At 45.1% G+C, this 17682-nt stretch carries 14 protein-coding genes and 3 pseudogenes; all 17 read right to left on the reverse strand.

The window, feature by feature from the left end; genetic code table 11:
* Position 1: 1 nt before the first annotated feature.
* Entirely contained in the window at positions 2-790 is a 789-nt protein-coding gene (locus tag DW793_RS04815; protein WP_118157233.1) for a ParA family protein, read from the reverse strand.
* 544 nt (positions 791-1334) lie between these two features.
* Entirely contained in the window at positions 1335-2141 is an 807-nt protein-coding gene (locus DW793_RS04820; RefSeq protein WP_118157234.1) for a replication initiation protein, read from the reverse strand.
* 187 nt (positions 2142-2328) lie between these two features.
* Positions 2329-3699: an MATE family efflux transporter gene (locus DW793_RS04825; RefSeq protein WP_118157235.1), complete on the reverse strand. Its 1371-nt coding sequence runs from the start codon at positions 3697-3699 to the stop codon at positions 2329-2331.
* Positions 3689-5443: an adenine deaminase C-terminal domain-containing protein gene (locus DW793_RS04830; protein ID WP_118157236.1), complete on the reverse strand. Its 1755-nt coding sequence runs from the start codon at positions 5441-5443 to the stop codon at positions 3689-3691. Before DW793_RS04830 ends, DW793_RS04825 begins: the two co-directional genes overlap by 11 nt.
* A gap of 28 nt (positions 5444-5471) precedes the next feature.
* A pseudogene (gene speB / locus DW793_RS15190) lies at positions 5472-6574 on the reverse strand (agmatinase).
* Positions 6571-7470 carry a MerR family transcriptional regulator gene (locus DW793_RS04845; RefSeq protein WP_118157238.1) on the reverse strand — a complete coding sequence of 300 codons (900 nt, stop codon included), beginning with the start codon at positions 7468-7470 and terminating at the stop codon, positions 6571-6573. Before DW793_RS04845 ends, speB begins: the two are co-directional and overlap by 4 nt.
* Before the next feature lie 32 nt (positions 7471-7502).
* Entirely contained in the window at positions 7503-9173 is a 1671-nt protein-coding gene (locus DW793_RS04850; protein WP_046441119.1) for an ammonium transporter, read from the reverse strand.
* Positions 9174-9201: 28 nt separating this feature from the next.
* Positions 9202-10836: an ABC transporter substrate-binding protein gene (locus DW793_RS04855; RefSeq protein WP_118157239.1), complete on the reverse strand. Its 1635-nt coding sequence runs from the start codon at positions 10834-10836 to the stop codon at positions 9202-9204.
* Between the two features lie 28 nt (positions 10837-10864).
* Positions 10865-11884: an ABC transporter ATP-binding protein gene (locus DW793_RS04860; RefSeq protein ID WP_118157240.1), complete on the reverse strand. Its 1020-nt coding sequence runs from the start codon at positions 11882-11884 to the stop codon at positions 10865-10867.
* The gene (locus tag DW793_RS15855; protein WP_390624634.1) at positions 11881-12177 is read right to left on the reverse strand and encodes an oligopeptide/dipeptide ABC transporter ATP-binding protein; all 297 of its coding nucleotides are present in this window, start codon (positions 12175-12177) and stop codon (positions 11881-11883) included. The genes DW793_RS04860 and DW793_RS15855 overlap by 4 nt, the downstream gene beginning before the upstream one ends.
* An 87-nt stretch (positions 12178-12264) precedes the next feature.
* A pseudogene (locus tag DW793_RS15860) lies at positions 12265-12477 on the reverse strand (ATP-binding cassette domain-containing protein); the annotation flags it as partial.
* Positions 12478-12488: 11 nt separating this feature from the next.
* The gene (locus DW793_RS15200; RefSeq protein ID WP_252969672.1) at positions 12489-12875 is read right to left on the reverse strand and encodes an ATP-binding cassette domain-containing protein; all 387 of its coding nucleotides are present in this window, start codon (positions 12873-12875) and stop codon (positions 12489-12491) included.
* A gap of 3 nt (positions 12876-12878) precedes the next feature.
* Positions 12879-13790, reverse strand: a complete 912-nt coding sequence (locus DW793_RS04870) for an ABC transporter permease (RefSeq protein WP_117864141.1) — start codon at positions 13788-13790, stop codon at positions 12879-12881.
* 13 nt (positions 13791-13803) lie between these two features.
* On the reverse strand, positions 13804-14748 hold the full coding sequence (locus tag DW793_RS04875; protein ID WP_118157241.1) for an ABC transporter permease: 945 nt from the start codon (positions 14746-14748) through the stop codon (positions 13804-13806).
* Between the two features lie 337 nt (positions 14749-15085).
* Positions 15086-15690: pseudogene (locus DW793_RS15865) on the reverse strand (cytidylate kinase-like family protein).
* A gap of 3 nt (positions 15691-15693) precedes the next feature.
* A complete protein-coding gene (locus DW793_RS04890) occupies positions 15694-16404 on the reverse strand; it encodes a trimeric intracellular cation channel family protein (protein ID WP_118157244.1) in 711 nt (236 codons plus the stop codon).
* Positions 16401-17675 carry a sigma 54-interacting transcriptional regulator gene (locus DW793_RS04895; RefSeq protein WP_118157245.1) on the reverse strand — a complete coding sequence of 425 codons (1275 nt, stop codon included), beginning with the start codon at positions 17673-17675 and terminating at the stop codon, positions 16401-16403. Before DW793_RS04895 ends, DW793_RS04890 begins: the two co-directional genes overlap by 4 nt.
* Positions 17676-17682 lie beyond the last annotated feature (7 nt).

Below are 17682 nucleotides of genomic sequence, written 5' to 3' on the forward strand. Positions count from 1 at the left end.
CTCACACCCTTTCCTCAATTTCTGCTGCAAGTTCCTTGTACTGGGCTGACACCCTGTTACGCTGTGCTGAACTCAGCACCACAGCTTTTTCTTTCATCGGTGACTCAGCTACAGCCGACATTTGCTCTATGTATGTTTTGAATACCAACTCACCGTAGGTATTGTCAATCATTTCTTTTGTATTTTTGCAGATATTAGTTCTGCTGTACATTGTTGTAACAATTCCAAGAACGCTAAGGCTGTCATTCAGTTCTTCCTGAATTTCCTTTACCTGAAGTATCAAATTGGGCAAAGCCCCAAAAGACATAGGCGAAGCCTGACAAGGTATAAGCACATGGTCTGCGGCAGTCAGAGCATTGTCAAGCATGACATTAAGGCTTGCAAGGCAATCAATTATAACGTAGTCATAGTTCTCTATGATTTCCTTGCCCTTTGCAAACGCTCTTTTCAACACTGTTTCCTTAGACCTTACCGAAATGAGGTCTTTCTCAAGCTTGTTCATGGCGTTAAGCTCTGAGGGTATGAAGTCGATTTTGTTGACATCATTATGTACGATATAATCTGAGATATTGCAATCACGCTTGTTGACAACGTTATACATCAGTCCTGCAATATTCTTTTCAGCCGCATAACAGCCAAAGAACTGTGACAGTGACTCCTGTGGGTCAAAGTCGATAAGCAGGACCTTGCGTCCCCTGATAGCAAGTGCAACACCTGTGTTGATAGCTGTGGTAGTCTTTGCAACTCCACCTTTCTGATTAGCTACTGCAATAATTTTTGTGTTCTTCATAAACATCGTCCTTTCAGATATCTTGTGTTCTTCATAATAATCTAAAAAAGCATAGAAAAGGCAGATGAAGAACACTAAATCTGCCTGTCAGGGAGCTACCCTGTTCTATGCCATGATGATGAAAACATCATCAAAATCATCACCGACAAGGTTAGTGACAATTTTCATGTTGCTTTTTTCATCGTTATCGATCCGCTACTTATATACTTTAAGATACTTTAATTACTTATATATACTTATATATACTTAGGGAGGTCGCAAACAGCGTAGATACGCCATTTCAAGCGTTTAAAAACCACTTTTTCCTAACCGTTCGACCACCTTTTCCTAACCAATCGACCACTTTTCCCTAACGAGAAACCACTTTTTCCTAACGAAAAGCCACCTTTTCCTAACCGTTCGACCACCTTTTCCTAACTTTCAACATCAAAAGCCACCTTTCCCTAATCAATCGACCACTTTTCCCTAACTTTCAACACACCTTTATGTTTTAGAGCCACTTTTTCCTAACTTTAAAAACCACCTCGTTAGGAAAAGGTGGTTTTTAAATCGGGGCGTCAGGTTCAGCCCAACTTTCATTCCATTCTGTGCTTGTTGCGATAATATCATAGTAATCATCACACGGCAGAAAACATTCGCTTCTGCCGAGAAGAATGAATGAAACTCCCTCAACTGCTCTTCCATTCTTGTGATACTTGGCTGTCAGCGTGAACTCTGATGTATCAGTGTTGTTTATTTCAAAAATAGCTTTGTTAAGACACTTTTCCTTTAACTGGCTGAATTTTAAAAGCTTATCCTCACAGCCTACAAGCTGTCTGAGCCGTTCAATAGAATACTCAAACTTGTGCCTTGAAAAGAAACTCGCTTTGAAGTCGGAAAGCAATATCTCATAGAGCCTGATGGCATAGACAGATTTGAAATTCAGGATACTGCCTATCTCATACTGCGTATAGAATCCTTTTTGTTGCAAAACGAAAGGCTTAACGTCATCGTTAAGCCTGATCGTAAGTATTCCATTGTTGCATGAGCAGGAAGAAATAAGGTTGATTTTTAACCAATTTTCACGATTTCCCTTGTCACCTGTATTGATCTTGATAAAAGCCTGCATAAGCTTATCCGTAAGCTCATTAATATCGCCATACATGGACTTAGGCTTCATTCCGAGATACTCCGCAAGGTCCGTTATCTTGCAAGTGTATGTTTCCAGACCCTTGTCTGAAGGCTTTATCTGTGAGATTAACAGTCGAAAAATCTTATGCTGCCACAGTGTCAACACATCCTGCTTGCCCTTGACCATGCTGTTTGACATGACTATTTTGAAGTCCTTATTCAAAACCAACGCATTGCCCATGATTTTCTCTCCCTCTTTTTGTCACTTATTTCCTCGAAAGACTTGAGTGTTCAAGTCCCGTTTGCCGCACCAAGTTAGAAAGCTTGCAAATCCTTTATTTACAAGGGTTTGCAAGTTTTTTTGTTTTACAATAAAAACAGCTTCCAAACAGCCGCTGACAACTGCTCGGAAGCTAATGCTTTACCTATTATATATCGCTTATCCCTGCACTATCTTTCTTCTTGCACATGATTCTATACCCCACTCTCCCGTAAATAAAACTCAGAACCCAGCCTGCCGGCATTGACAGCCATACTGCTGATACGCCTATGACCGATACTAGAGCGTAGGTGAAAATAATTCGGAACGTGAGATTTATTATGCTTCCGGATAAAAACAGCTTCAAACACCCAAGCCCCCTTAACATTCCGTTAAAGCTTGAATTTATTCCCATTATTATATAACAAAACGCAAGGTCTGTCATGTAGCCCATGCCTGTTTCTATGGCGGAAGCTGAGGAGCTTGACAAGTCCATAAAAAAGCCTAAGAATCGCCGCCTGAGAAGCATTATCACTGCAAATTCTATCACCGCTATGCCTGCGCATAACAGCACGCTCGCCTTGTAGCCCTCTCTGATACGCTCTTTTTTGCCTGCCCCAAGATTTTGTGCTGTGTAGGTGGATACCGCATTTCCGCAAGCTATGAACGGCATTATCGCAAAGGAGTCTATCTTTGAAGCCGCCGTGTACCCTGCAAGCACGTCCGAGCCAAAGGGATTGACGGCAGACTGCACTATTAACATCCCCACCGACACCACTGACTGCTGTATCACCGATACTGCCGCATAGGACGACATCTCTTTTAACACTGCCACCGAAAAGAAGCTGAACTCTGCTCTTTCATGGTCTTTTATGTATACCTTGTAAGTAAGAAGCAGAAACGATATCACTGCCGATACTCCCTGAGCAATGAAAGTCGCCCATGCCGCACCTGAAACGCCCATGGAAAATCCCCCTACAAACAAAAGGTCAAGCCCTATGTTCAGCAAAGAGGACATCACAAGCAGATGAAAAGGCGTCTTTGAGTTGCCAAGGGCACTAAATACCGACGCTTGCACGTTGTAAAGAAACATAAACGGCATACCTAAGGAATATATCCGCAGATAGTCAGCAGCGTCATTTATGATATTCTGCGGCGTTTTCAGAAGTCTTAAAAGCGGCATACTAAGCACCACCCCAAGAACCGCTATCAACGCTGCGACCATAAGTGAAAATATCAGCACCGTAGAAATGCACGTCTTGACCTTCGACTTGTTCCCGGCACCGCAGTATTTCGCTATAAGCACCGATGTTCCTATGCCCGTACCAGTTGCAACGGCTATCATGACCATTGTCACTGCAAAGGAAACTCCCACCGCCGCAAGAGCTTCGTCACCATTTATCTTGCCTACTATTATGGTGTCCATGGTGTTGTAAAGCTGCTGAAAAAGGTTTGCAAATATAAGAGGCTGTGCAAATCGGAATATTATTTTCTTAGGGTCGCCCTCTGTCATTATTACATTTTCCGGCTTATTCTTCAAATTCTTCACCGCCTGTGAATGTGGGTATGTATCTTTGCTGGTTTACGTCAAAAAGCCCTTTTTCCGTCAGCCCCACCTCTGGGATAGTCTGACACAGCGACACTGTAAGCACCACCGTCATACGCTGTATGTTTCCGCCTGTGAGGGCAAGGGCTTCTCTGAAAGCTTTCTGTGCCTTTATCTCGTCTGTGATGTTTTCACCGCTTAGTATGCCTGCCACTGGAAGTGAGTAAAATCCTGCCACCTTGCCGTCAATAGCCATAGCCGCACCGCCGCCGTTCGCTTCAACAGCTTTCACAGCGCAAAGCATATCCACAGGGTCAACGCCCGATACAACGACATTATTGCTCTCCTGAGCAAAGCTTGCGGCAACAGCTCCCCTTTTAATGCCAAGACCTTTTATAAAGCCACTGCCTATCTCACCACTCCTGCCGAAACGCTCCACAACGAATATGGGCAGAATATCGGCTTTTGTATCACCGCATACAATGCCGTTGCTGACTTCAAGCCTGCCTTTTACAAGCCTTGTGACTATGCCACCCTCGGGCATTTCAATTGCATTTGCAGTAACATAGCCCCTCTCAAAGCCTGCTTTTATCTCAAAAGAATGGCTGTCAAGCCCTCTGGGCAATATCACAGTGTTTTTAAGCTCAGGATAGCAAGTTATGTCAAACTCATGCCTGCAAAGAAACTCGCCGTTTTCAGCCACAAGCCTGCCCTGGTGATAGACCTTTTTCACTGTCATATTTTCAAGGCTATCCATAAGCAGAAAATTTGCCTTTCTTGAGGGAGCAACAGAACCTATGATATCATCAACACCATAATGCCTTGCGACGTTGAGAGTTGCCATTTTTATCGCTGACACAGGGGAAATACCGCATTTCACTGCAATGCGCAGAGCATTATCTATACAGCCGTTTTCCTTTATATCCTCCGCAGACTTGTCATCAGTGCAGAACATTATATTGTCCGTAGGGATATGATTTTTTACTATCCCCTCGCAAAGAGTTCGGCAGTTCGGCTCTATAGTTCCCTCTCTTACCAACACCGCCATTCCGCAGGCTAGCCGCTGCTCAAGGTCGCTTATGCTTTCGCACTCATGGTCGTCACAAAGCCCGGCGCAAGCCGCTTGCTGAACATTACCATATCCCATTGACGGACAGTGACCGTTCACCTTTACACCTGCCCTTTTTGCCGCACCGAGAAGCTTTATTATCTCCTCATTATCCACCACAGCACCGCTTATCTCACCCACAGTTTTCGCCCTGCACTCTTTGATAACATTGGTGATATCGTCTTGCGTTTTCAGGGTGGAAAGATACTGCGAAGAAAGCTGCAAAAAGCTCTCTATGGGCATTTCCCCAAGCATTTCGCATATAGCTTTTATGCCTTTAAGACCAAAAGTATTCGACATCTGCATAGGGTCAAAGAATACACAGCCCGTTCCGTGTGGCACTGCGCCCTCGCAGTATGCAAAAGGTGTGAGCTTTGAGGACTCTACGTGCATATGAGCGTCGATAAAAGAAGGTGCAAGATACATTCCTCTGCAATCAATAAACTCTGCTGCTCTAGGCTCAAAGTCAGGGCAAACTGCGTCGATAATGCCGTTTTTTATCCCCACCGAGCCGCTGTCTATTATCCGTTCTCTGTAAACGTCAACTATCCTTGCGTTGTAAAAATAAATATCAAAAGGCAGCTTACCCTTAGCCGCCAGTATAAGTTCCTTTAGCTGCCGATCATTCATAAGCTGCCTCTTTCAGATACAAATATTATCAGTGTTTATATAGCGACTTGTTCAGCGCAAGATTGCAAAGCACATTGATTATACATCTTGACGCCGCAAGTGAAGTTATCTCGCTCACATCAAAGGGAGGAGATACCTCCACAACGTCCATTCCACAGATACCGGGAGCTGTCACGAGCTTGAGAAGCCTTAAAAGCTCTCTCGGGAGCATACCGCCAAAATCAGGTGTGCCAGTACCCGGGCAGAAAGCAGCTTCCAGAACGTCTATATCAAGGCTCACATACACTGCCTTACAGCCCTTCCATGCAATATCGAGAGCAAGCTCTGCCACCTTGTCGATACCATACTTGTCTATATCCTCCATTGAGATCGCAGTACAGCCGCTGTCACGGGTGAATTTTGACCATGACTTGCAGCAGTTTCCGCCTATGCCTATCTGCACAAGATTTTTTGCGCTGAGGTTAGGCAGGTGAGTGGAATGATACCATTCTGTGCCGTGCATTTTTTCGTCCATTTGGATAGCATCGCAATCGCTGTGGCGGTCGATATGGATAACGCCGATATTGCCGTCGATATACTTTGAAATGCCCCTGAGCGTAGGGAAAGTGTAGAGTGGTCGCCCCCAAGAACGATAGGCGTTACTCCCTGAGAGAATATATAGCCTATGCCCTTTGTTATCTGGTCGAAAGTCTTTTCGGCATTTGCAGGAAGTGTGTAGATATCTCCTGCGTCGCAAAGCTTTATGTTTTCGTATAGGTCAACGCCATAGTCAGGGTTGAAAGGGGATATCTGCGAAGAAGCGTGTCTTATGCCGGCAGGGCCAAGTCTTGTGCCTGAGCGGTTTGACGCTCCGCTGTCATATGGGATACCCACCACTGCAACGTCATATTCCGACACCTTATGGATATCCTCGCAGAAAGGACTTCTGAGAAAAGTTTCGTGGCTTGTGTATGTAGGGCCGAGATTTGTTCTTGCAAAACAGCTCATGCCCTCGCTTTTAATGCTGTCCGCAGGCTCTAATCCAAACTCAACGGCTCTCTTTGCCATTGTAGGAAATCTTGTGTTGCCAAATTCATCAAATCTTGCCGCCGTTTTCATGGCGTGCAGTTCATTTCTGTCTATCATGATCATTTCTCCCTGCTTTCTTTTATAAGCGGAAACTGAAGCTCCGCAATAGTTTCATCACTGTTGTCCGTAAGGGTTATGTCTATACGGTATATCATCACCCCGACGCTTCCAAGGGTGTAGCCATGCTCCTGTGCAAGACAGCGCATTTTCATTATAAGCTCACCGAAATAGCTGTAGCAATTCCTGTGAAAAGCGCAAACGTATTTTCCTCCTGCCACTGTTGTGAAGCTTTTCTTGTCAGCCTGATCTGCCGAGCAGAACACCATAGGGCAGACCTCGGAATCCATATCGTCAGGATCGACTGAGTTTTTTATAGTCATTGCCACCTTATCAGTAGCAAGCACAGGTGAAGTTCCGCCTATAGCCTCCTCAAGCTTCATAAACTCTATACCAGTGAGATTTGTTCTGAACTTATTGCTCTCCCCTTTGAGAGCATATCGTTCAGGAAGCTCCTTTATAACAGGGTCGTCAAGCTTGAAATCTGTGTTGTTAAGCTCTCTGATAAATTTAAGCTTTTCTTTCAGCACACGGCTTATTTCAAGCTTATCCGCTATCTCCTGCTGTAAAAGCTCATAACGCTGTCTGAGAACACGCTCGGACTTTTCAAGGTTTCTGTCGCTGAAATAGTCCTCTATTTCTTTCAGTGATAAGTTCAGCCTGCGAAGCTCTTTTATAGTGCCAAGCTTTTCACACTGCTGTGCCGAATAAAACCTCCGCCCTGTGAGCTTGTCAACATAGTCAGGTCTTAAAAGCCCTATCTTATCGTAATATCTAAGCCGTTCTGTAGGTATGTTTCGATACTTTGCTATCTCGGTTATGCTCAGAAGCTTTTCCCCATTCGGGACAAGCTGTCCGTTTTCGTCTGTATAAAACACAGTGTATTTCATATCATCAGTCATATCTTGTCCCCCATTCCAATTATTATGGCAGCTTATTCAAGAGCCTGCTCGTCCTCTGCCCCTGTTCTTATCTTCACAACGTTTGCAACGTCATAAACAAATATCTTTCCGTCGCCTATCTTGCCCGTATAAAGCACCTTTCTGATAGTGTCGATAAGAAGTCCAAGAGGAACAGTGCTTATAACTATCTCCACCTTTATCTTAGGCAGAAGCCTTGATTCAAGCTCAGAGCCTCTGTAAAGCTCAGTGCTTCCTTTTTGTATTCCACAGCCGCTCACCTGCGTAACTGTCATACCTGTTATATCAAGCTTATCCAAAGCATTTTTCAGCATCTCGAACTTTGCGACGTTCATAAGAACGACCACCTTGTGCATCTTTCCGTCCGCCTTGTAGTCAGAAGCGTTAAGCTCTGAGGCTTCGTCTATAGCCCTCACCTTTGAAGGCTCGTCAGCGGCAGCGGTGATGAACTGAGCCGTGTTGAGAAGATCCGCATAGCTGCTTGAAAGTCCATGCTCGCACTTGTCAAGACCAACTATCTCTGTGTTCTCGCTAACTCTCAGACCCATCGTTTTCTTTATCACTGTGAACACTATCACCATAATAAGCGCTGTCCATGCCGCCACTGAAAGCACGCCTGCAAGCTGTATAAGCAGATCCTTCGGGCTGCCTGAATATATAAGACCGCTTTTCTTTGCGAAAACGCCCGTCATAAGCGTTCCCCATGCTCCGCACAGACCGTGAACGCTTACCGCACCCACAGGATCGTCAGCCTTTAGCTTTGTTATAAGCTCAACACCAAACACCATTACAAAGCCTGCTGTTATGCCGATAAAGAATGCTCCTCCTGCCGAAACTGTGTCACAGCCTGCGGTTGAAGCCACAAGTCCTGCAAGTGCTCCGTTAAGGGTCATTGTCACGTCAGGCTTGCCGTAGCGCACCCAAGTGATGAACATTGCAGCTATTGCGCAAGCCGCCGCAGATATGTTTGTGTTAAAGAAGATATCCCCAAGCTTTGCCGCCGCATTGTCGCCCTGAGCGGTGAGAAGCGAACCACCGTTAAATCCGAACCAGCCTATCCACAGAATGAATATGCCCAAAGCTCCGATAGTGAGATTATGTCCCGGTATGGCTCTCGCCTTGCCGTTTTTATCAAACTTGCCTATCCTTGCTCCCACAAGCAGCGCACCTATAAGTGCAGTAGTTCCGCCAACAACGTGAACGGCAGTTCCGCCTGCGAAATCGTGGAAGCCTATACTTTTGAGCCAGCCTGCACTGTTCCATATCCAGTGACCTGTTATCGGATAAACTATTCCGCTCATAACAGCCGAATATGTAAGATAGGCCTTGAACTTTGTTCTGCCTGCCATTGCTCCTGAAACTATAGTCGTGGCAGTTGAACAAAAGACAGTTGCGAACATAAGGAACACTCGCTTAGGCAGATCTCCTGCGGCTGCAAACTTTCCTGCTGCGAACAGGCTTGGCGTTCCGATAAATCCTCCTATGGAGTCGCCATACAAAAAGCTGAAGCCGATAACCCAGAAAAGAACAGAGCCTATGCAGTAATCCATAAGGTTTTTCATTATTATGTTGCCTGCATTTTTTGCTCTGGTGAAGCCTGTTTCCAGCATTGCAAAGCCTGCCTGCATAAAGAATATCAAAGCTGTGCAGAGAAGAACCCACACGGTATCCAGAGATGAATACATTATCGCACTTCCTTTTTCATATTATTTCTTATTTTGCCACATGAACGTCTGCGTAACTGAAGTTATACCAGAACATCGGGCTTGGGTCATATGTGAACTTGTCGCTTACTGCGTAAACATCAGATGATGTGTAAAGTCCAAGGTAAGGGCACTGGTCAGCAAATATCTTATATGCGTCAGTATAGTAACCCATTTTCTCAGCGTCGTCTGTTGTCTGAGCCGCTTTGTCAAGAAGTCCGTCTGCTTCTGTGCTTGTCCAAAGTGTTTCATTCGTTCCGCCCTCGCAAGCGTTAGAGCCTGCATATAATGTCTTTAACATTCCCATGGGATCAAGGAAGTCTGACATCATGTATGTGCCGACTGCGTTGTAATATCTCTCGCCGTTATCCTTTGTCTTGTAGCCGAACATATAGCTGAAGATATCGCTGTCAGGCACTTCCACAAGATTCATTGTGATAGAGCCGCTTGCGTCTACCATTGACTTGAGAAGCTCAGCCTGCTTCTGCGTCTGTGAAGTCGTATAGAAATCAAACTCAAAGCCGTCAGGATACTTTGACTTTGCAAGACATTCCTTTACCTTGTCATAATCCTGAGTATAAACATCGCTTTCGGCAATAGTTGAATCCCACTTATCCTTATCCATATACATCATGGATTCGCTCATTGGAACAACAGCCGACTGCTTTGCATAATCACCGCCGATAGTTGTTGTTATCTGGGAACGGTCGATACAATATGCAACAGCCTTTCTTGCCCACTCGTCATCAAACGGCTTTGAAGCTGTGTTGAATGCGATATAGTTTGAAGTCGTTCCCTCGCATGAGAGGATATTGAAGTTCTGACAGCTCTGATATACAGACATAACGCTGTTTGACATACCTTCGACAAAGTCTATCTGTCCGCCCTTTGCCGCAAGTGCTAATGCGCTTTCGTCCTCGATAACGTAATATTCTACCTTGTCGATATCGAGAGTATCAGGGTCGCCCCACCAGTTTTCGTTCTTTTCAAGAACTATCTCGCTTCCTGATGACCATGAAGAAAGCTTGTAAGGACCTGTGCCGACAGTCTTTCCGTCAGCAGTGCCGTACTTGTCGCCTTGCTCCTCTGTTACAGACTTCTCGACTATAGTGCAGGCTGATGTTGCAGGAACATACTGCCACGATGAGTCAGGCTGCTTAAGATGAACTGTAAGCGTCCAAGTATCGTTGTCGGCTTCAAAGCTGTCAACGTTTGCAAAAAGATAGCTCATATAATAGTTGTCTTCTGTTACTCTGTTAAGAGAATAAAGCACATCGTCCATTGTCATTTCATTGCCGTCTGAGAACTTTACTCCCTGTCTTATCTTGTATGTGTATGTAGTATCGTCAACCTGCTCCCAAGATTCTGCAAGGGCAGGCTCAACTTTTGTGCCGTCATGTGAGAAGTTAAGAAGCGTGTCATAGCAGTCATAACCTGTGAGAGTTGCCGCCACGATAGTGAAGTCGGCAGGGTCAAATGATGACGGCTCCTGAGTATAGCCTACCCTGAGAACTGTCTCTGAATTTCCTCCTGAAGAACCTGAGCCTGAACCGGAACCTGTGTTGTTGAAGCAGCCTGTCATACAGCTTGAAACTGTTATTGCCAATGCAGCAGCGGCCGCGATCTTGCGTGAAAATTTTTTCATGATAGCTTTCCTTTCTTCAAAAGATTTATTACATATCCGAAGCAGTCTTGCTGCGGTCAATGCCTAGTGGGAAATGACAGGCAACGTAATGCCCGTTTCCAATGTCTTTGAGCTTTGGCGTGCGGTTGTCGCACAAGCCCTCTTTGAAATATCTGCACCTGCCTGCAAAGCGACAGCCCTCGGGGATATCCACTGCGTTCGGTATATCTCCCTCCAGCAGGATATGCTTCTTATTTTCAAGAGGGTGTTCCTTTGGCTTCGCTGAAATAAGTGCCTGAGTGTAAGGGTGAGCAACGCTGTTATAGATCTGCTCCACCGTACCCATTTCCATTACCGCTCCCAGATATACCACCGCTATCCTGTCGCAAACGTGACGGACAACGTTCAGATCATGGGAGATAAAAAGTATCGTCTGCCCTTTATCCTCTTTCAGGTCGAGCATAAGATTCAATATCTGCGCCTGTACAGAAACGTCAAGTGCCGAAACAGGCTCGTCTGCAAGAATGAAATCAGGCTCCAGCATAAGCGCCCTTGCTATTGCAAGCCTTTGGAGCTGACCGCCCGAAAGGTCTTTAGGATATCTTGTGAGCAAGTCCTCCGGAAGCGCTATATACTCCATAAGCTGTTTTATCCTCGCCTTGTAGACCTCAGGCTTTATCTTATGCACCTTTGCAGATTCTTCAAGGCTAAAGCGTATAGTCTTTTTCGGGTCAAAGGAAGCAAGAGGGTTTTGAAAGACCATTTGCATTCTTGAACGCAGCTCCTGCTGTTCCTTGCGGCTCACATGAGTTATGTTTTTGCCGTCAAAATATATCTCGCCTGAATCAACGTCGATAAGCTTCAGAACGCATCTTCCTATGGTTGATTTGCCCGAGCCGCTCTCGCCTATTATGCCGAATATCTCGCCTTTGTAGATATCAAAGCTAACATCATCAACGGCGTGGATATATCTCGTCTTTGCCTTTGCAAGCTTGTAATTGTCAAGGCAGAAATACTTTTTCAGATCTCTGACGCTTATAAAAGGCTGTCTGTCTTTTTCTTTGCTCATTGTGATGTCACCTCCCGCCACTTGAAGCAAGCTGTGCTGTGTCCCTCAGACACATTTTCTGTAACAGGCACACAGCTTCTGCATTTATCGTCAGCATACTTACATCTTGGTGCAAAGGCACAGCCCTTGAACTTTTCATACAGAAGCGGAGGACTGCCGGGTATGCTTTTCATTCTTTTTTCTGTGTCGCTCTCTCTTGGATTGCTTTCAAGGAGCGCCTTTGTGTATGGGTGAGCAGGGTGGTCGAAAATATCCACAACGCTTGCGGTTTCAACAGCCTTTCCTGCATACATTACAGTTACGCTGTCGCAAATCTCAGCCACAACACCAAGGTTGTGAGTGATGAATATTACCGACGTTCCGCTTTCCTGCTGGAGCTTTTTTATAAGCTTTAGTATCTGCGCCTGGATAGTAACATCAAGCGCCGTGGTAGGTTCGTCTGCAATAAGAAGCTTCGGCTCGCATATAAGCGCCATTGCTATCATTATTCTCTGTAACATTCCTCCGCTCATTTCAAACGGATACTGCTCGTATCTTTTCTCAGCAGGTGTTATACCTATCTTTTCAAACATCTCGATGACCTTTTCTCTTGCTTCACGGCGATTTAAGTTTTTCTTCGCCTGAGCATTTCTGCTATCTGCTCGCCTGCTTTCATGATAGGGTCAAGGGAAGTCATAGGGTCTTGGAATATCATTGCGGCTGTGCTGCCCCTGAAATCACGGAGCTGTTTTTTGTTCATTGCAAGAACGTCTTTCTCGCCGCTGTCATCTCTTATATAGATATCTCCTGCATATCTTGTTGTTTCCTCGTTATGAAGTCTTATGACCGACTTTGATGTTACGCTTTTTCCGCAGCCGCTCTCGCCTACGATACCGTGTATCTCCCCTTGCTTCACTTCAAGGTCAACGCCCTGAACGGCGTATACGATACCTCTAACTGTCATAAAGTCTACAGAAAGGTCTTTTATTTCAAGAACGTTTCCTTTTTTCATCTTTTACGCCTCCCCGTTTGCCTTAACTGCTGAAAGCTTTTTTATGCCGTGTTTCTTTTCGTATTTCTTGAATGACGGAAGCTTTCTTGATGACGGGTCGAGATAGTTCTGAACACCGTCGCTGAAAAGGTTTATGGATACTGTTACAAGTATTACGCATATTGCAGGTATAAAAAGCAGTGCCGAACTATTATAAAGGTTGCCCATACCGTCACGAAGAAGCGTTCCCCAGTCGGCATTCGGAGCCTGAACGCCAAGTCCCAGAAAGCTCAGAGTCGCCATTGATGTGATAGCCGTACCGATATCAAGTGTGAACTGCGATATCATAGGTGTGATGATGTTCGGCAGGATATGCACGAAAATTATCCTTGCGTCTGAAAAGCCCATTGATTTGCAGGCTTCAACATACACCGCCTTTTTCTCTGTCATTATCATTGATCTTGCGGTCTTTGTTGTAAGAGGGATATAAGAAATGCCTATGGCGATGATACCTGTCATCATGCCCTTTCCCATTACCGCAATAAGGATAAAGGAAAGAAGAAGTGGCGGTATTGCACTTATAACGTCCCACACCCTCATTACGATACTGTCAAGAGGACCTCTGTAGTATCCGCAGATAAGTCCAAGAGGAACACCTATTACTACCTCTATGGCAACTATAAGAAAGGCATTCAGAATGGAAGTTCTTGCACTGCATATGAGCCTTGAAAAAAGATCTCTGCCAAGTCCGTCAGTTCCGAAAATGTGTCCCTCAGAAAAGGCTGGAGCATATATGGCATTCACGTCTGTGGCAAGAGGGTCATACGGTGCGATAACGCTTGCAAAAAGCGATACGAAAACTATGACCGCAAGGAATATTCCCGTCACCGCCACAACAGGTGTGAAAAACGTTCCTGCTTTATTTTTCTTCTTCATTAAAAATCCCACCTTATTTAAGATCAACTCTCGGATCAAGAACGGTATAAAGTATGTCGATAACAAAACTCATTACAAGATAAGCTCCAAGCATGAAAAGCACAAGTATCTGAACTATAGGAAAATTGTTTTCCTCTATCGCCGATATGAGCAGACCGCCTATACCGGGAAGAGAAAAGACCTGCTCAACTATTACTGTCGAGCCTATAGAGCCTGCTATCATATATCCTGCAACTGTTATAACAGGAATAACGGCATTGTGAAAAGCGTGCTTGTAGGTTATGCTGCTTTGCTTTAATCCCTTTGCAGCCGCTGTTGCGATATAAGGGGACTGGAGCTGATTTATCATGTTGCTTCGTGTGATACGTCCAAGCATCGCAACGAACGTCAGCGCCATTATCAGGCTCGGTATCGTTATACGCTGTAAGAACTCTCCGAAATTTGTATATGTTCCGATAAACGAATATCCGGGAACGTACTTTGTCATGAAAATAAGTATCAGTATGCTTACCAAAAATGACGGCGCACCTGAAAGCACAAGCATAAGTCCTGAAATTGCTGCGTCTGAGGGTCTGCCTTTTCTCAGTGCCGCTGCAACTCCCATTATAACAGCTATCACTGAGCCTATGACGGAGCTCATTATCACAAGTCCAAATGTTATTGGAAGCCTTGACATTATAAGACCTTTTACGTCCTGACCGTCAACATAGTCTGTGCCGAAGTCGCCTGAAAGAACTCCCTTTATCCACCTGAGATACTGTATGTGAACAGGGTCGTCAAGGTGATATTTTTCTGTAAGAGCCTGCCTAAGCTCAGGAGTGGATTGATTGTTCCCTATCATTACTGTAAGAGGGTCTGCGTCTGACATTCTCAGAACAACAAACACCAGAAAGGATACCAAAAACATTATGACTATCATTGAAAGCAGCCGTTTGATTATAAACCTGAACCTTTTCACTTTACATTCCTCCTATATTTACAGCTGCACTTTGCAGGATTTTCTTGTTTGACTTTCATTTTGCTTTTCAAAAATAATTTACTCCACGAAACTTTTCTTTCGTTATACCTATGATATATCCTGTAGCAACTACAACTGCAATACTGAAAATCAGTCATTTTATATTTTATATATAAACTTTTTATTAACGCAAGCTGTCTTTTAAACTTACAGAAAATGTTGTATGAATAAAGTGATTTTATATCCTGCATTTTGTTCATATTCACAAATATGAGAAAGCGGGGTGCTCCAAAGCAGAAGCACCCCACAAATGAAGATTTGGTAATCAGTAGAAAGCTTAGTCCTTGAACATCTTTCTTGCAGCGAAACATATCATTTCGGCAGTGAGATCAGTGCCGTATTCGCTTACGTCAATCATAAGATGTTTGTTGTCACGGTCACCACGATTTTTGCCTGTGACGTATTTATAATAGTTGTGGCGCTGGCGGTCAACACGCTTTATGAGCTTGTCAGCCTCCGGCCATGAAAGGTCATAAGTTTCACACATATGCTTTATCCTGCTTCCAAAGGCGCATAGAGAAAAACGTTCATGTGATTTGGATATTCTCTGAGAACATAGTCTGCACATCTGCCGAAGAATATGGCGGATACACGCTTGTTTGCAAGATCTCTGATGATATCCACCTGCGCTTTTACAGCCTTGTCGGAATAAAACTGCGTTGATGAGCCGTAGCCGAATGACTTCAGCAGGCGGTCAGCGTTTTTGTCAAGCATTTCCTCACTGTCAAGAAACGAGTCACGGCTTATGCCTGCACGCTCTGCCGCCATATCTACAAGATCCTTGTCATAAAACTCCACGCCAAGCTCAGCCGCCGCCTTTCTTGCGACCTCTCTTGCGTTGCAGCCGAACTCACGGCTTATGGTAATAATAAACTTTTTCATAGTCTATGCTCCTTTTTTATTTATGAGATTTTCTTCCGTGGCGGCTATCCTCCGCTCCTGTCCGGCTTTTATCTGGATCTTCGGCAAATTCCAACCGAATTTCACCGACATGAGCCTTAGGGAAAACGTCACCACAAGGCTCACCATGCAGGCAGGCATGAACGACATCATGCCATAGCAAAGCAGAAAAGCCGCTGCACCTGTGGCAGAAGCGCAGGCATAAATGTTGCCCACAAATATCTCAGGCTTCTTGTTCACGAAAATATCCCTGAGAACTCCGCCCCCAACGCCTGTTATAACTCCCGAAAACACAAGCAAAAAAGTGTTGTCTGACACGCCGCTCCTCATTGCCGCTGTTATACCTGTAACAGTGAAAATGCCAAGCCCTATAGTATCAAGCATGAGCATTGCAGTATCATAAAGCTTCAATGCCTTGCCCCCCAGGTCGCCTTTTACAGCCAAGGCAGCAAACACAAGCACCGATATCAAAGCCGCCGCACTCATCGCAAGGGGGTCACGAAACGCCGCCACAGGGTGACTTCCGATGACGACATCACGCATTATCCCACCGCCCACAGCCGTTGTCACTCCTATTATTATAACGCCGAAAAGGTCAAAACGCCTTTTTATCGCTGTCAGCGCACCGCTTGCCGCAAACGCCGCAGTGCCGATAAGTTCAAGTATCGTAACGATAACATCAAAACGCTCATTCATTCAACGTCCCTGCCTGCATATTTGTGTATCTTCCGCACCGCCGTCGCCTGACTTATGCCAAGCTTCTGTGCCACAGCCACAGATGTTCTGTATTTTTCATAGGCTCTCATCACAAGTCCGCTTTCGTAAAATTCAAGCATATCCTTTAGGGAAGCATTCTGTGCAAATACCTCAGACGAACCGCCTGTTATCCTGTCAGGCAAATCGAAAACGTCCACCTTTTTCTTCTCGGTAGTAAGAACGATACGCTCGATAGTCCTATGCACCTCGTCGATATTTTCTTTCCAATCATATCCCAACAAACAGCCCATGGCACGAGGCGTGAACTCAACGCTCCGTGAGTATTTCTTGTTTGCCGAGCCGAGATAATAGTCGATAAAGCTTTTAAGATCCTCCGCACGCTCGCCAAGAGAATACATCTGTACCTGATAAGGTTCGAACTCGCTTATAAACTCCTCCGACAGCTTGTCAGCGCCTTTAAGCTCCTCCACTGAGTGTTCAGAAAGCCCCACAGGCACAATGCCTGCTTTTGCGCATTTTTCAAGGACTGCCCTTTGAAGCCTAGGCGACAGCCTGTCTATATGCTTTATTATCACAGCGTAAATGCCCGAAAGCGGCGATATCATCGACCCCTCTCCAAGAAGCTCCTTTTCTATGACTTCTTCCCCGACAGGTGCGCAGTCATAGGTGTAAAGTGTTCCTTTTTTGCCGTATATAGTGGAAGCAAGATAGCTTTTGCCGCTTCCTGTGGGACCATAGATGTAACACGGACAGCCTGCGTCACAGAAAACTCCTGCAAGCCGCCTTGCGTCTCTTGAACGGCTGCTTTGGGCGATATAACGCTGTCCGCCGTCACGTCCCGTCATAAGCTCTATTTCATCAAGAAGCTTCTTGTTCTGATACTGCAAAACATTGTAACGCTCCCGCAAGTCGTCAAATCCCGTTATCTCCCAAGAGGAATAGCTTATTATCATCTCAAGCTCTCCGTCCTTGAATACCGGTATACCGGTGACAAAAGTTTCGTCATTGTCAACGCCTTTTTGCACTGTTGTGACACGCTTGTGGCTTTCAAAAACCATTTGCGTCACGCAAGGGGAAAACATCTTCATCATTTCCTCTGAGCCTGCGAATTTACCTATTATGTCAGAGCCTTTTACGCTTCTGCCGCTGAGATAGGAGTCTGAAACAAATCTGAACACTCCGCTGCTGTCGGCAATAGTCACTCCTGGGTGGATACTTTCGAGAATGTGCCCTAGCTGCTCATAATCCATTTATCTG

It is taken from the genome of Ruminococcus sp. AM31-15AC (assembly GCF_003462045.1).
Lineage (GTDB): Bacteria > Bacillota > Clostridia > Oscillospirales > Ruminococcaceae > Hominimerdicola > Hominimerdicola aceti.

Coding starts and splice junctions, on each gene's coding strand:
- DW793_RS04845 (WP_118157238.1), bottom strand. CDS start 7,470: ATGACTGATGATATGAAATACACTGTGTTTTATACAGACGAAAACGGA.
- DW793_RS04890 (WP_118157244.1), bottom strand. CDS start 16,404: ATGAATGAGCGTTTTGATGTTATCGTTACGATACTTGAACTTATCGGC.
- DW793_RS15855 (WP_390624634.1), bottom strand. CDS start 12,177: ATGTATGCAGGAAAGGCTGTTGAAACCGCAAGCGTTGTGGATATTTTC.
- DW793_RS04870 (WP_117864141.1), bottom strand. CDS start 13,790: ATGAAGAAGAAAAATAAAGCAGGAACGTTTTTCACACCTGTTGTGGCG.
- DW793_RS15200 (WP_252969672.1), bottom strand. CDS start 12,875: ATGAAAAAAGGAAACGTTCTTGAAATAAAAGACCTTTCTGTAGACTTT.
- DW793_RS04820 (WP_118157234.1), bottom strand. CDS start 2,141: ATGGGCAATGCGTTGGTTTTGAATAAGGACTTCAAAATAGTCATGTCA.
- DW793_RS04830 (WP_118157236.1), bottom strand. CDS start 5,443: ATGAATGATCGGCAGCTAAAGGAACTTATACTGGCGGCTAAGGGTAAG.
- DW793_RS04860 (WP_118157240.1), bottom strand. CDS start 11,884: ATGAGCAAAGAAAAAGACAGACAGCCTTTTATAAGCGTCAGAGATCTG.
- DW793_RS04815 (WP_118157233.1), bottom strand. CDS start 790: ATGAAGAACACAAAAATTATTGCAGTAGCTAATCAGAAAGGTGGAGTT.
- DW793_RS04895 (WP_118157245.1), bottom strand. CDS start 17,675: ATGGATTATGAGCAGCTAGGGCACATTCTCGAAAGTATCCACCCAGGA.
- DW793_RS04855 (WP_118157239.1), bottom strand. CDS start 10,836: ATGAAAAAATTTTCACGCAAGATCGCGGCCGCTGCTGCATTGGCAATA.
- DW793_RS04850 (WP_046441119.1), bottom strand. CDS start 9,173: ATGTATTCATCTCTGGATACCGTGTGGGTTCTTCTCTGCACAGCTTTG.